The organism is Mycobacterium sp. TY814, from assembly GCF_030755175.1.
Classification (GTDB): domain Bacteria; phylum Actinomycetota; class Actinomycetes; order Mycobacteriales; family Mycobacteriaceae; genus Mycobacterium.
Window position 1 is genome coordinate 630157 of sequence record NZ_JAUFRY010000002.1, and the last position, 13227, is coordinate 643383.

Here is a 13227-nt window from a genome sequence, read left to right on the forward strand (position 1 = left end):
CCGGCGTCGGGCCGTGTCGGCACCGGGCTGATCCCGGTGCACCCGGTGACTTACCGTCCCACCGATGCAGCGGCGCGCTTCGAGGGTGCGCGGGGCTCCGTCTCAGCGGGGGCATCGGGCCCTGCTCCGTTGGGTCAGAGCGCCGGCGGCGATGTGCCCGATCCGCGCTCTCGGCCCGGTCCGGCAGAGCTCGGAGACGGCCCGAACCGGGCCGCACACGTGTTCGGCTCAGCCAGATATGAAGTTGACAGGTGTCCACACCTCGGGGCGGATCCTGCGGAAAACCGTGACCAGAGCGGATACGGCGCCTGAGCGACGGTGAATTCCTGGATTTGGGGGATTTTTGTTGCCGGATTGTCTTACGATGCTGGGGCTCGGGTATCTACCATGGAGCACGAAGAAGTTGAGATCGGCACTGAAAGGGGACAGGCGTGCTTTTGCCTCTTGGTCCGCCCTTGCCGCCCGATTCTGTGGCGGCGAAACGGGGCGAGTCGGGCATGCTAGGCGGACTATCCGTTCCGCTCAGCTGGGGCACGGCAGTTCCACCAGACGACTACGACCACTGGTCGAAGGAGTCTGAATCAGGTGTCGAGGACGTCGTCGCGGTGCCAGGTGCGGTCGATCCGGAACCGATCGAACCGGCCAACGACGAGTGGGATGAATGGGCGGAGTGGAAACAGTGGGAAGCGGAGAACGCTGAACCTCGTTTCGAGATGCCACGCGGAAGTAGCGTGGTCCCGCATTCGCCGGCAGCCGGATGAGAGAAAGGGAAAGACTGTCGATGTTTACGGGTGATTAGCGGATCCGGAAAGTCCGGGCCCGGTGATCACATCAATCAAACTGGTTGAGTTTCTAGCAACACATCCACGAACCCAAAGGAGATAGCCAAGATGGCAACACGCTTTATGACCGACCCGCACGCTATGCGGGACATGGCGGGCCGCTTCGAAGTGCACGCCCAGACCGTTGAGGACGAGGCCCGTCGCATGTGGGCGTCCTCGCAGAACATCGCCGGCGCCGGCTGGAGCGGTATGGCTCAGGCGACCTCGCTGGACACGATGGGCCAGATGAACCAGGCCTTCCGCAACATTGTGAACATGCTGCACGGAGTGCGTGACGGACTCGTCCGCGACGCCAACAACTACGAGCAGCAAGAGCAGGCTTCGCAGCAGATCCTCAGCAGCTAGCCAGATGGCGGCGAAAGCCGCTGCAGCTTAAAAACTTTCACAAACTAAGGAGACCAGTTCAATGACCATTAACTACCAGTTCGGTGACGTCGACGCGCATGGCGCGCTGATCCGCGCCCAGGCCGCCAACTTGGAGGCCGAGCACCAGGCCATCGTTCGCGATGTGCTGGCTGCCGGTGACTTCTGGGGCGGCGCCGGTTCGGTGGCTTGCCAGGAGTTCATCGCCCAGTTGGGCCGTAACTTCCAGGTGATCTACGAGCAGGCCAACGCTCACGGCCAGAAGGTCCAGAGCGCCGGCAACAACATGGCGCAGACCGACAGCGCCGTCGGGTCCAGCTGGGCCTGAGAGAAGTTCTCGGTTCGCGGCGGCGCATCGGTACGCCGGTGCGCCTGTCGCGGGCCACTTGAACTGAACAAGACTGCGCACGCCTACCCTGCGGTGGGCGTGCGCAGTTTTTTTGTGCTCAGGGTGCGGGCCTACCGTCTCGGGGTGCGGGCTCAGAACCGCCCGCCGCCACCCATGAACCCACCGCCGGATGATCCACCCGAAGAACCCGACGACCCGCCGAACGATGTCGGGCTCCAGCCTCCGAAGCCACCTCGCAGGCCGCCGCTGAGCAGGTCGCCGATAATGATGCCGCCGAGCATGGCGCCGGTGTCGCCGTCGCCGCGATGGGCATAGGCGCGCTGCGCCGCCTGGACGTCGGCATTGGCCAGTGACTGAGCCTGCGCGGCCAGCGTCGAAGCGCCGTTGGCGTATGCGATGGCTTCGGGCAGATTGTTCGACTTCCGGGCGTGAGCGGCCTCGAGCTGACGCTTGGCCTCGGCCAGCCGGGTACGGGCTTCCGGCCCGATGCTGCCGCGGCGGGTGTCGATGTACTCCGATACCGCATGGACCCTCGACTCGGCGGTGAACAGCGCCTGCTCCAAGGACCGTCTCAGCCGTTCGGCGTTCGCCTGCTCCTGCGCGACAGTGGTCAGCATCTGGTTGAGCTCCGCGTCGGCCTTGGACAACCGGGCAAATACGCCCAGTGGGTCGGCGGCGCTGCGGCCGCCGCCCGAGCTGTCCAGAGCGCGCGCGGCGGCGTCGCGTGCGGCTATCAGCTCACCGGTGTGCGCCGACTGGTTGCTCTGAGTCTTCTGTAGCTGCTCGTTGGCGCGCTTGATGGCTGCCTGGATGTCCGTCAGGACCGACGGCAGGTTCGCCACGGCGTGCTGGATGTCGTCGGCTGCGCTGTCGACCGCGTCGAGTAGCGAGCGTGCCTGCCCCAGAGCGGATTCGGCGGCGCGGACCGCGTCCACCAGGCGACTCTGCTGCCCGGCGACGGCCTGGCCGGCCAACTCACGGGCGGCGCCGATGTTGCGGTCGGCGAACTCCAGCCGCTCTCGGGCGGTGCTCACGTTCGCCGAGACGGACGTCAAAGCGGTAGCACCGAATTCGTTGTGCAGCTGGGCCAGGTGTCGTTCCGCAGGGTCGATCCGGGCGGTGAGTTCGACGAACTGCTGGGTCAGCGCATCGAGCCGGGACGGGGCGTTGATCACCAGATCGCGCAGCTGCTCGAACGCCTCGGTCTGTGATTCCAGTTCGCGGTCGGCATTTGCCGCCGACACGATCACCCGGGTGAGCAGTTCGCGGCGCTGCGCCGGTGTCTCGGGCATGCTGTCGTCGAGTTGCTGGCGCACCGTGAAGGCCTGCGCCAGAGCGGCTTTCGCTTTGTTCACGGCCTGGATGAAGGCATCGGTCCGTTCCTCCCCGAATTCCTCGATCGCCAGCGCGAGCTCGTTGGAGCTGGTGCGCACCGCGTTGTCGACCTCCACAACCTTGCTTCGGGACAAGTCGTCGAGGATGTCCAGCGGGACCGCGGCCAGCGCCGTCGCGTCCGTGGGGTCGACCCGCCGGGCGGCGGCGACGGCGTTGGCGCGCCGGCGGCGTGCGCGACGGCGCATCACCAGCAGCAGGATCACCACGGCCAGAACGATGAGGCCCAGCGCCCCCAGCAGCAGATAGCGGCCGGTCGAGCTCGGCGTCTGATCGAGTCCCTGTGCCGCGGCGATGGCCGCGGCGCTCCACTGGGCATTGCGCAGCGCGGGTTCGATCTGGTTGTGCCGCAGGCTGTCTACCTGACTCGGGGTGACGCCCTGCATCCCGTTGGGCACCAGAAATGAGTACGCCCGCCCGCCGGTGGACACCGCCAGCAGCGCGTCGTAGTTGCCCAGCTCGCTGGTCCGGAAGGTGCGCTGACCCCAGTTCTCCGCGCTTGCCCCGGAGAAGTTGTCGACATAGACCACCCAAAGGCGGATGTGCCGACTGGCGTAGAGCTTGTCCACGGCCGCGGTGACGGCGGCGCGATCGGAATCGCCGAGCACTCCCGCGTTGTCGGTGAGGTAGTCCGCCAACCGCAGCGGGGGTTGCGCCACAGCGGGGGGCGCCAACAGCGTCCCCCCGCCGAGCGCGACCGTCACCATCGTCAGGAACACGCCGATCAGGCGAGCAATGCGCATACCGCTAATTAAACGTCGGGGAAGCGCGGTGCGGTGACCGCGGTGTGGAAGACCGTCAGGCCGGTCCGCCCCCGCCGGCACCCAGGGTGCGCTGCATGTCGCCCTTCATGGCCACCAACTGCGCATTCCAATAACCCCAGCCGTGCTGGCCGCTGCCGTCGATGTTGAACGTCGCATTGTGGCCACCGGCCGCGTTGTAGGCGTTCTTGAAGTCGACGTTGCTCTGCAGCACCACCTGCTCGATGATCTGGCCCGGCAAGCTGCCGCCTCCGCCGCCCAACTCCGACGGGGTGCCGTTGCCGCTGTAGATCCACAGCCGCGTGTTGTTGCCGGCCAGCCTGCCGGCCTGCACGGTGGGATCGTGGCGCTGCCAGCCCGGACCACCGGACGGTCCCCACATGTCCTCGGGGTTGTAGCCGCCTTCGTCGTTCATTGCCAGCTTGATCAGGGTGGGCCCGTTGCCGCTGGACGGGGTCAGGTAGGCCGACAGCGCGCTGGCGTAGGCGAACTGCCCGGGATGGTAGGCGGCCAGGATCAGCGCCGAGGACCCCGACATCGACACACCGACCACCGCGTTGCGGGTCGAGCGGACGCCCTTGCCCGCCAGGTAGCCGGGCAGCTCACTGGTCAGGAATGTCTCCCACTTGTAGGTCGCGCCATTGGCCGACCCGTACCAGTCGGCGTAGAAGCTGGATCGACCGCCGACCGGCATGACCACCGACATGCCCGATCCCAGGTACTCGTCGAACGCGTTCGTTTCGATGTCCCAGCCGTTGCGGTCGTCGCGCGCACGTAAGCCGTCCAGAAGGTAGACCGCCGGCGCCCCGCCCTGCTGGAACTCGACGGTGATGTCCCGACCCATCGCCGCCGACGGGACCTGCAGGAATTCGGGCGCGGCGGCCCGGGCGGCCGGTTCGTTGCCGGTGATGCCCAGTAGCCCTGGTAGTGCTGCGGCTGCGATGCCGGCCGTGGCCAGCCGTCGCATCCAGCGTCTTTTGCTCGTGTACATATGTAACTCCTGTCGCCACCTGCGTCGGCTTTCGCCCAGCCTGGATCCGACCCAGTGATCGAGTTGATACCCACAACCAGGTGCTCTAACCGCCGCCGACACGGGCGGGCGGCGCGGGACACACCCGGCCGGGTTCGCCCTGGCAGACTGTGGGTCGGTGAGCACCGATCAGCACGACCCCTACGACGAATTCGACCGCGCGCGGCGGGTACTCGAAGCGCCGAAAACCGCGGGTCTGCCGGGTACCGAAGGTCAACACCGCACCGACTTCGCGCGTGACCGGGCGCGGGTGCTGCACAGCGCGGCGCTGCGCCGGCTGGCCGACAAAACTCAGGTCGTCGGGCCCCGCGAGGGCGACACTCCGCGCACCCGGCTCACCCACTCCCTGGAGGTAGCCCAGATCGGGCGCGGCATGGCGATCCCGCTGGGTTGCGATCTGGACCTGGTCGAACTGGCGGGCCTGGCCCACGACATCGGTCACCCGCCGTACGGGCACAACGGCGAGCGGGCGCTCAACGAAGTCGCCGCCGCCTACGGTGGTTTCGAGGGCAATGCGCAGAACTTCCGCATCCTCACCAGCCTTGAGCCCAAAGTGCTTGACGCACAAGGACGCAGCGCCGGCTTGAACCTGACGCGCGCGGCCCTGGATGCGGTGACCAAGTATCCGTGGCCGCGGACCGAAGGCGAGCGCAAGTTCGGTTTCTACGACGACGACCGCGCGGCCGCCGACTGGGTGCGTCACGGTGCCCCCGCGCGTCGGACCTGCCTGGAGGCGCAGGTGATGGATTGGGCCGACGATGTCGCCTACTCGGTGCACGACGTCGAAGACGGGGTCGTGTCCGAGCGGATCGACCTGCGCGTGCTGGCCGACGAGAACGAGGCGGCCGCGCTGGCCAAGCTGGGGGAGAGCGAGTTCCCGCGGCTCAAGGCCGACGATCTCGTTCAGGCGGCGCAACGGCTGTCGGGACTGCCGGTGGTTGCCTCGGTCGGTAAGTACGACGCGACGCTGACGGCCGCCGTCGCGCTCAAACGGTTGACCAGCGAGCTGGTCGGCCGGTTCGCCACCGCCGCAATCGCCACCACTCGCGCGGCATCCGGCCCGGGGCCGTTGGTCCGCTACCAGGCCGATCTGCAAGTGCCGGACATGGTGCGCGCCGAGGTGGCGCTGCTGAAGATCCTGGCACTGCAGTTCATCATGTCGGACCCGCGGCACCTCGAAACACAAGCTGAACAGCGCGAACGCATCCACCGCGTGGCGCACTGGCTGCACGCCGGCGCCCCGCACACCCTCGATCCGGTGTTCGCGGCGGCGTTCAACGCCGCCACCGACGACGGTGCGCGGCTGCGGGTCGTCGTCGACCAGATCGCGTCCTACACCGAGGGGCGGCTGGAACGGATCGACGCCGGCCAACTCGGCGGGTTCACGGCCTAGACTGAGCCCGTGTCGAGTCCGGCGGGTGCAAGGGATGCGGGCCGTGGCGGGGGCCGGTCGAGGATCTCCGATCGCGACATCGCCGCCATCCGGGAGGGCGCCCGGATCGAAGACGTCGTCGGTGACTACGTCCAGTTGCGCCGTGCCGGTGCCGACTCGATGAAGGGCCTGTGCCCTTTTCACAACGAGAAGTCACCCTCGTTCCACGTCCGGCCCAATCACGGCCACTTCCACTGCTTCGGCTGCGGCGAAGGCGGCGACGTGTACGCCTTCATCCAGAAGATCGAACATGTGAGCTTCGTGGAGGCGGTCGAACTGCTGGCCGACCGGATCGGGCACACCATCAGCTACACCGGATCGGCCACCAGCGTGCAGCGCGACCGGGGCAGCCGCAGCCGGCTGATCGCAGCCAACGCGGCCGCCGCCGAGTTCTACGCGCAGGCGCTGCAGTCCGACGAGGCCGCACCGGCCCGCAAGTATCTGACCGATCGCAGCTTCGACGCCGAGGCCGCCCGCCGGTTCGGCTGCGGCTTCGCGCCGTCGGGTTGGGAGACCCTGACAAAACACCTGCAGCGCAAGGGTTTTGAGTTCAAAGAACTGGAAGCCGCCGGCCTTTCCCGGCAGGGCCGCCGGGGCCCGATGGACCGCTTCCACCGGCGGCTGCTGTGGCCCATCCGCACCTCGTCGGGTGAGGTGATCGGGTTCGGGGCGCGGCGGCTGTTCGACGACGACCCGATGGAAGCCAAGTACGTCAACACCCCCGAGACGCTGCTCTACAAGAAGTCGCAAGTGATGTTCGGGATCGACCTGGCCAAACGCGACATCGCCAAGGGCCACCAGGCGGTGGTCGTCGAGGGTTACACCGACGTGATGGCGATGCACATGGCCGGGGTGACCACCGCGGTGGCATCGTGCGGTACCGCGTTCGGCGAAGACCACCTGGCGATGCTGCGCCGGTTGATGATGGACGACAGTTTCTTCCGCGGCGAGCTGATCTACGTTTTCGACGGCGACGAAGCGGGCAAGGCTGCCGCGCTCAAGGCATTCGACGGTGAGCAGAACCTGGCCGGCCAGTCGTTCGTGGCCGTGGCGCCCGACGGGATGGATCCGTGCGACCTGCGCCTGAAGTCCGGCGACGGCGCGCTGCGCGACCTGGTGGCCCGGCGAACGCCGTTGTTCGAGTTCGCGATTCGCACCGCGCTCGGGGAACTCGACCTGGACAGCGCCGAGGGCCGGGTGGCCGCCTTGCGCCGGTGCGTGCCGATGGTGAGTCAGATCAAGGACTCGACCCTGCGCGACGAGTACGCCCGTCAGCTGGCCGGCTGGGTCGGCTGGGATGACGTCGCGCAGGTTGTCGACCGGGTGCGCAGCCAGGCGAAGAAGACGGCGGGCGCCGGGCAGCAGGTTTCCGGCGGCAGGACACCGCGGCGCGGCGCGCAGCAGCCCGCTCAGGCCGCGCCTGAGGCCGTCGCCGCAGCGGCCGCCGCCGCCCGCCCCGACCCGCGTGACCCGACGCTGTGGCCGCAGCGTGAGGCCCTCAAATCGGCTCTGCAGTTCCCGGCCCTGGCCGGGCCCGTGTTCGACACCCTGACGGTCGAGAGCTTCACCCACCCCGGCTATGCGGCCGTGCGGGCGGCCATCGAGGCCGCCGGCGGCACGTCGGCCGGGGTCAGCGGTGCGCAATGGCTGGACATCGTCCGCCAGCACACGAACTCGGCGCTCACCGCGGGTCTGGTGAGCGAGCTGGGTGTCGAGGTGATCCGGGCCGAGGACGAGCAGCTGCCGCGGTATATCTCCGGGGTGCTGGCGCGGCTGCAGGAGGTGTGGATGGGCCGCCAGATCGCCGAGGTCAAGTCCAAGCTGCAGCGCATGTCGCCGATCGAGCAGGGCGACGAGTACCACGCGTTGTTCGGCGACCTGGTCGCGATGGAGGCCTACCGGCGCAGCCTGCTGGAACAGGCCAGCGGCAACGACCTCACTGCCTGAGGCTCAGCGCGAGGCCCGCACCGGCGGCTGGACCGCATCGACGTCCAGGTCGCCCACTTGGCGTTCGACGACTGCGGTCTGGCTGTCGATCTCGGTCAGCGTCACAAAGCCCGTGTCGGGGGAGATCCGGTTCGCGATCTTGCGACGGCCTCCTTCGATCATCGATCTGGCGACGGGGCTGCCGGTGAGCGCGCGGTAGGTGCCGACGATCTGTTCATAGCGGCGGCGCCCGGCCTTGGTGCCCAGCACGTAGCCCACGCCCAACACGGCGACATACCCGATCAAAGCGATCCCTCCGAGAAGAAGTGCGTTCGTTCCATCCTGCCCTATCCATCCGGAAAGTGGCGTGCCCGATCCGGGCTCCGGGCCCGAAACGGCTCAGCTGGTGCCGGTTGACTGCGGGCGCAACCAGTACGCTAGAGTCGTCCCGCGGTCAGCACCAGCGTTCGCTGGACTGATAGTCCCCTGTAGCTCAACTGGCAGAGCATTCGGCTGTTAACCGAAGGGTTGAAGGTTCGAGTCCTTCCGGGGGAGCCGGCGTGGCTTCACAGCCACCTGTTGACCGGTCGCTGCTTGGCAGCGGCGCCGGCTTCCGTCAGAAATTCCTCGCCCCACTCGCGCTGGGCGCCCCGCTCTGCAGCCACCCCGGCGGTCTGGGCGTTGGCGTGCCGGCCGGCCAGATTGACCAGTGCCCCGGCCATCGCGAACAGCGGCACCTGCTGGCGCTCGCTGGCGCTCAGGAGCTCGCGGAACGCCGATTGGGTGCTGCAGCGGCGCCAGCCCACTAGGATGCCCACGGCCGTGTCGATCACCCGCGTGGTCTGAAGCTGGTCTGGGGGAGCTTCGCTCATGTCTCGATGTCCTGTCGTTGATGGAGTCAGCGAATACGTTGCGGTGCAACGTGTTAGACGTTTCGCTGAATTGCGTCAGGTGATCGGCAGACAACAGAGCGGTAGGTGGGCCCCCGGCATCATTCCACCATAAGGCATCGGGCCCACGCGGCGGCTACGTTCAATGTGTTTGGCTCGCAAGAGGTTTTACCCTTGCGAAACCCGTTGCGGTGCTCGCGCTGCGAGATTCGCGCCGTCAGGCTGCGGGAGCCCGCCGGAATCGGGCGACCAGCGGGTACATCTGGCAGCCCAGGCAGATGCCGAAGGCGGCGTTGAGGAAGGCGGCGAACAGGGCGAAAGCGGTCGCGACCGCGCCGACGAGTTGCAGCCCGGCGGCGAAACCGAACACCCCGACGAAGGCGAAGATCAGCCCGACCAGCTGGGCGAACTTCAGCGGCGCCACCGGCTCGCGCTCGCTGACCGGGCTCAGCCGCGGAGCCACCAGCTTGGCGAACAGCAACCCGTACGGACTGTTGCGGGGTCCTCGTACGGCGCTGATCGCGAAGACCACGGCCTGAGCGGCCAGGATCACGGCCGCGGCGCGGTAGCTGACTACCGACACTACTAGCGTCACCACCAGCACGGTGGTGGTGACCCACGCCGCGAAGCGTGGTCCCCGGACGTCTACCTGGTTGATATCCGATGACATCAACTGCTCCTCTCGCTGAAGTTCAGACCCTAAGTGGTTGCAGCGCCGCCTGCAGGTCGGCGGCTTTGGGGACGCCGGCGCTGCGATAACGCTGCCGGCCCTGCGCGTCGAAAATGAAGGTGGTGGGCAGCGACAGCACCGACAGGCGCTTGGCGGCCGCCGGGTTCGCGTCGATGTCCACTTCGATGTGGGCAACGTCGGGTAGATCGGCGCACACCTGGTCGACCACACGGCGCACCGCGGCACACGGTCCACACCAGTCGGCGCTGAAATGCAGCACGGTCGGACCGGTCTCGGACAAGCCCAGATCGGAGTTGTCCTGCTCGGCACCGGCCTTCGCGTCACGCAGCACGCCGGAGCGCTGGTTGATCACGCAGCCGATCAGGCAGGCGGCAACCAATGCCGCGGCAATGGCCAGTCCGGCGATGACGACAGAACTCACGAGCGCACCAACACTTTTCTCGAACCGATATTTGCTAGACGGACTAGATGGAGAAGTCCTCGCCGTACCAGACGCCCGCCTCGGGCGGCCGGATGACGCGGTCGGCCGACGCGCCCGGCTGCTGGCCGTTCGGCGTATCGGACCGGCCGCCCTCCAGCCGGGCCACCCGGGTGAGCAGCGATTTCAGGCTGACGCCCACCAGGTCAGGCAGCTTTAACTCGTCCTCGCTGGCCGGTCCGGGACGGCTGACGATCTGCCCGGGAACACCGACGACGACGGCGCTGGCCGGCACCTCCTTGACGACGACGGAGTTGGCGCCGATCCGGCTGTCGTCGCCGATCTTGATCGCGCCCAGCACCTTGGCGCCCGCGCCGATGGTGACCCGGTCCCCGATGGTGGGGTGCCGTTTGCCTCGGTCTCGGCCGGTGCCCCCGAGGGTGACGCCGTGGAAGATAGTGACGTCTTCGCCGACTTCGGCGGTTTCCCCGATCACCACGCCGGTGGCGTGGTCGATGAACAACCCAGGCCCGATCTTGGCTCCCGGGTGGATGTCGACGCCGGTCAGGATCCGGGTGAGCTCGCCCAGCGCCCGGGCGGCCAGCCGGGCACCGCGCCGCCACAACCAGTGGCTGATCCGGTGTCCCCAGACCGCGTGCACGCCTGGGTAGGTGAGGATCACCTCCCACGCCGTGGGTTCGGCCGGATCCCGCTCCCGGGCCACTCGGATGTCGCGCCGTATGGCATCCAGCATGGCTAGTCGCTCAGATCGGAGAACAGCACGGTGCTCAGATAGCGCTCACCGGACGAGGGCAGGATGACCACGACGAGCTTTCCGGCGTTCTCGGGCCGCCGGGCCACTTCCAGAGCGGCCGCCACGGCAGCTCCTGACGAGATGCCGACCAGCAATCCCTCCTCGGCGGCCAGCCTCCGGGCCAGGGCCAGCGCCTCTTCGTTCTCGACGGTGACGACCTCGTCGACCAGACCCATGTCCAGCACCGGCGGAATGAACCCGGCACCGATGCCCTGGATGGGGTGTGGTCCCTTCTGGCCGCCGGACAGTACCGGCGAGGCCGAAGGTTCCACGGCGACGAACTGCACCGAGGGCTTGCGTTCCTTGATGGTTTGCGCGACCCCGGTGATGGTGCCGCCCGTTCCGACCCCCGACACGAAGATGTCGATCTTGCCGTCGGTGTCCTTCCAGATCTCTTCGGCGGTGGTCACCGCGTGGACGGCCGGGTTGGCCGGGTTCTCGAACTGCTGCGGCATGAAGTAGCGCTCGTCGCTCTTGGCCAGTTCCTCGGCCTTTGCGATGGCACCGGCCATGCCTTCGGGTCCGGGGGTCAGCACCAGTTCGGCGCCGTAGGCGCGCAGTAGAATCCGCCGTTCGTTGCTCATCGTTTCCGGCATGGTCAGCACGCACTTGTAGCCGCGTGCGGCAGCCACCATGGCCAGCGCGATGCCGGTGTTCCCGCTGGTGGGTTCGACGATGATGGTGTCCGGCTTGATCAGGCCGGCCTTCTCGGCGGCGTCGATCATGGCTACCCCGATGCGGTCCTTCACACTGCCGCCGGGATTGAACGATTCGAGCTTGGCGACCACGTCGGCCACCGCGCCATCGGTGACCCGGCGCAGCCGGACCAGCGGCGTGTTGCCGATCAGTTGGGTGATGTTCTCCGCGATGGTCATCCACATTCTCCAACGACGTCGGGGCAGGGCTGGTCGGCATCCCAGGTGATGTCGAACTCAATTGTCACGTGCGTAGGGGTGGTGAGAGCAACCGGTGTCAGGCGGTGGGATGGCCCCGCTAATGCCACCCCGGTTACGACTCGTCCACTCAGAAGGTGGGACGTGGTTGCCGTCAGGGTTATTCCCGGGCTGCCCGGAGTGAAACGTAGGTAGAAGTCGGTGCCCGGCTTGATCGCGCCCGTAATCGTGCCTCCGTCGGCGTCGACCACCTGAGGGTCGGCGACCGGTCCGAGCGTCAGCGGAACGCGGGCCTGGAAAGGCCCGACGAGCTCGGAGTCGGCCACCGCCGCGCCGTGCAGTAGGGCATCTCTGGAGGTGCGCTGGGAGGTGTACGCGCCGGCCAGCAGGTAGTTGTAAAGGTGCACGATCCGGTCGGCGTTGCGGTAATGCCCGGTGCCGGTCAGCCAGAAGTCGACGTGATCGATGGCGGGTGCGTTCTCGGCGCTGATGAGTCGGTAGTACCGGTAGCCGCGGGCTCCCCGGCCGTGGCTGCTGCTGGACACGGTGCTCCCCACGCCCAGCGTGCGCTGGTAGCGGCCCTTGCCGGCGTCGATGGCGAGGTGCGAGCCCGACACGTCGTGCCAGGTGACGCCGTCGGAGGACTTCTGCAGCCGGACGCTGACGTGCGCGTCCGAGGACGACCACAGCGAGTAGCCCCCGAGTTGTGGTTGCCCGTCGAATTCGAAGGTGAGTACGCCGGGTCCGCGGTGCACCGCGACAGGAGCATGCAGGGGGCGGGTGTCCAGGTCCAGGCCGTTGGTGAAGTGCCAGATCGCGGCCTGGGTGCCTGCGATGGCTTCGTGCTCGGCGATGTTCGATGACCCCAGCGGATAGCCGGCCTGCCGAAGTCGCCGGCTGAGCTCCACCGTCGACCGCATCGGGAAGGAGTGCCGCAGGATCCATTCCACCTCGGCTTCGCACCCGCGGGTGCTCAGATGCGGCAGTGCCGCCCAGGTGCCCACCCGGTAGGGCGACGGGTGGTGCGGCGCGATGCCGGCGAAATCCAGCGAGTACGCCTGCAGGTTGGGATTGAGCCTGATGAGGTCGGTACGGGCGGAGGTGCCGTCGGTGAACACCACCCTGTCGACCGTGTGGGAATAGGTACCGCCGCGGTACCGGGTCATGCGGGGCGGTTCGGTGGCCGGCCGCACCCGCACGCGCTGGCGGGTCGCCACCGGCGCCGAAGTACGGCTGGGTATGGATAAAACGGTCATGGACGGTTGCTCTTCCTGGAGGCAGATAGCGCGCAACGACACCCGAAAATGGGGGGCGCGGTGATTACTGGACGGTCAGAATTCGTCAGGAATCAACAGGAACAACAACAACAACAGTTCACGGCGGAACAGCGCGTGGAGTCAAAGCGCAGCTGGACGGCCTGTTGCAT

Annotated in this window: 14 protein-coding genes and 1 tRNA gene; 6 read left to right on the forward strand and 9 right to left on the reverse strand. The window is 67.6% G+C overall.

Features of this window, described 5'->3' with window-relative positions; translation table 11 throughout:
- Positions 1 to 431: 431 nt before the first annotated feature.
- The 3 genes from QXH22_RS16495 to QXH22_RS16505 all read left to right on the forward strand — a co-directional run bounded on the left by QXH22_RS16495 (position 432) and on the right by QXH22_RS16505 (position 1533).
- Positions 432 to 761: a hypothetical protein gene (locus QXH22_RS16495; protein WP_371934244.1), complete on the forward strand. Its 330-nt coding sequence runs from the start codon at positions 432 to 434 to the stop codon at positions 759 to 761.
- Between the two features lie 129 nt (positions 762 to 890).
- Positions 891 to 1187, forward strand: a complete 297-nt coding sequence (gene esxJ, locus QXH22_RS16500; RefSeq protein ID WP_306248531.1) for a type VII secretion system ESX-5 protein EsxJ — start codon at positions 891 to 893, stop codon at positions 1185 to 1187.
- A gap of 61 nt (positions 1188 to 1248) precedes the next feature.
- Positions 1249 to 1533: a WXG100 family type VII secretion target gene (locus QXH22_RS16505; protein WP_065142966.1), complete on the forward strand. Its 285-nt coding sequence runs from the start codon at positions 1249 to 1251 to the stop codon at positions 1531 to 1533.
- A 152-nt stretch (positions 1534 to 1685) separates the two neighbouring features.
- On the opposite strand, the gene QXH22_RS16510 is transcribed toward QXH22_RS16505, so the two are convergent.
- Positions 1686 to 3689: a TPM domain-containing protein gene (locus tag QXH22_RS16510; protein ID WP_306276317.1), complete on the reverse strand. Its 2004-nt coding sequence runs from the start codon at positions 3687 to 3689 to the stop codon at positions 1686 to 1688.
- Positions 3690 to 3744: 55 nt separating this feature from the next.
- Positions 3745 to 4698, reverse strand: a complete 954-nt coding sequence (locus tag QXH22_RS16515) for an esterase family protein (protein ID WP_306276318.1) — start codon at positions 4696 to 4698, stop codon at positions 3745 to 3747.
- 157 nt (positions 4699 to 4855) lie between these two features.
- On the opposite strand from QXH22_RS16515, the gene QXH22_RS16520 reads away from it, so the two are divergent.
- Together QXH22_RS16520 and dnaG are read left to right on the forward strand one after the other, a co-directional pair.
- The gene (locus QXH22_RS16520; RefSeq protein WP_306248537.1) at positions 4856 to 6130 is read left to right on the forward strand and encodes a deoxyguanosinetriphosphate triphosphohydrolase; all 1275 of its coding nucleotides are present in this window, start codon (positions 4856 to 4858) and stop codon (positions 6128 to 6130) included.
- A gap of 9 nt (positions 6131 to 6139) precedes the next feature.
- Positions 6140 to 8116, forward strand: a complete 1977-nt coding sequence (gene dnaG, locus QXH22_RS16525; protein WP_306248539.1) for a DNA primase — start codon at positions 6140 to 6142, stop codon at positions 8114 to 8116.
- 3 nt (positions 8117 to 8119) lie between these two features.
- Here the strand turns inward: dnaG and QXH22_RS16530 are convergent, their stop codons facing one another.
- A complete protein-coding gene (locus QXH22_RS16530) occupies positions 8120 to 8401 on the reverse strand; it encodes a hypothetical protein (protein ID WP_306248541.1) in 282 nt (93 codons plus the stop codon).
- A 176-nt stretch (positions 8402 to 8577) separates the two neighbouring features.
- On the opposite strand from QXH22_RS16530, the gene QXH22_RS16535 reads away from it, so the two are divergent.
- Positions 8578 to 8650: transfer RNA gene (locus tag QXH22_RS16535), tRNA-Asn, on the forward strand.
- A gap of 11 nt (positions 8651 to 8661) precedes the next feature.
- Here the strand turns inward: QXH22_RS16535 and QXH22_RS16540 are convergent.
- From QXH22_RS16540 to QXH22_RS16565, 6 genes are all read right to left on the reverse strand, one after another.
- Positions 8662 to 8967: an ANTAR domain-containing protein gene (locus QXH22_RS16540; RefSeq protein ID WP_306276319.1), complete on the reverse strand. Its 306-nt coding sequence runs from the start codon at positions 8965 to 8967 to the stop codon at positions 8662 to 8664.
- A 235-nt stretch (positions 8968 to 9202) separates the two neighbouring features.
- Positions 9203 to 9655 carry a DUF4395 domain-containing protein gene (locus QXH22_RS16545; RefSeq protein ID WP_306276320.1) on the reverse strand — a complete coding sequence of 151 codons (453 nt, stop codon included), beginning with the start codon at positions 9653 to 9655 and terminating at the stop codon, positions 9203 to 9205.
- 22 nt (positions 9656 to 9677) lie between these two features.
- A complete protein-coding gene (locus QXH22_RS16550) occupies positions 9678 to 10097 on the reverse strand; it encodes a thioredoxin family protein (protein ID WP_306276321.1) in 420 nt (139 codons plus the stop codon).
- A gap of 43 nt (positions 10098 to 10140) precedes the next feature.
- Positions 10141 to 10848 (reverse strand): serine O-acetyltransferase, encoded by a 708-nt coding sequence (cysE, locus tag QXH22_RS16555; protein WP_306276322.1) that lies wholly within the window; start codon positions 10846 to 10848, stop codon positions 10141 to 10143.
- Between the two features lie 2 nt (positions 10849 to 10850).
- The gene (gene cysK / locus QXH22_RS16560; protein ID WP_306276323.1) at positions 10851 to 11783 is read right to left on the reverse strand and encodes a cysteine synthase A; all 933 of its coding nucleotides are present in this window, start codon (positions 11781 to 11783) and stop codon (positions 10851 to 10853) included.
- Positions 11780 to 13057: a thioester domain-containing protein gene (locus tag QXH22_RS16565; RefSeq protein ID WP_306276324.1), complete on the reverse strand. Its 1278-nt coding sequence runs from the start codon at positions 13055 to 13057 to the stop codon at positions 11780 to 11782. The genes cysK and QXH22_RS16565 overlap by 4 nt, the downstream gene beginning before the upstream one ends.
- Positions 13058 to 13227: the final 170 nt, after the last annotated feature.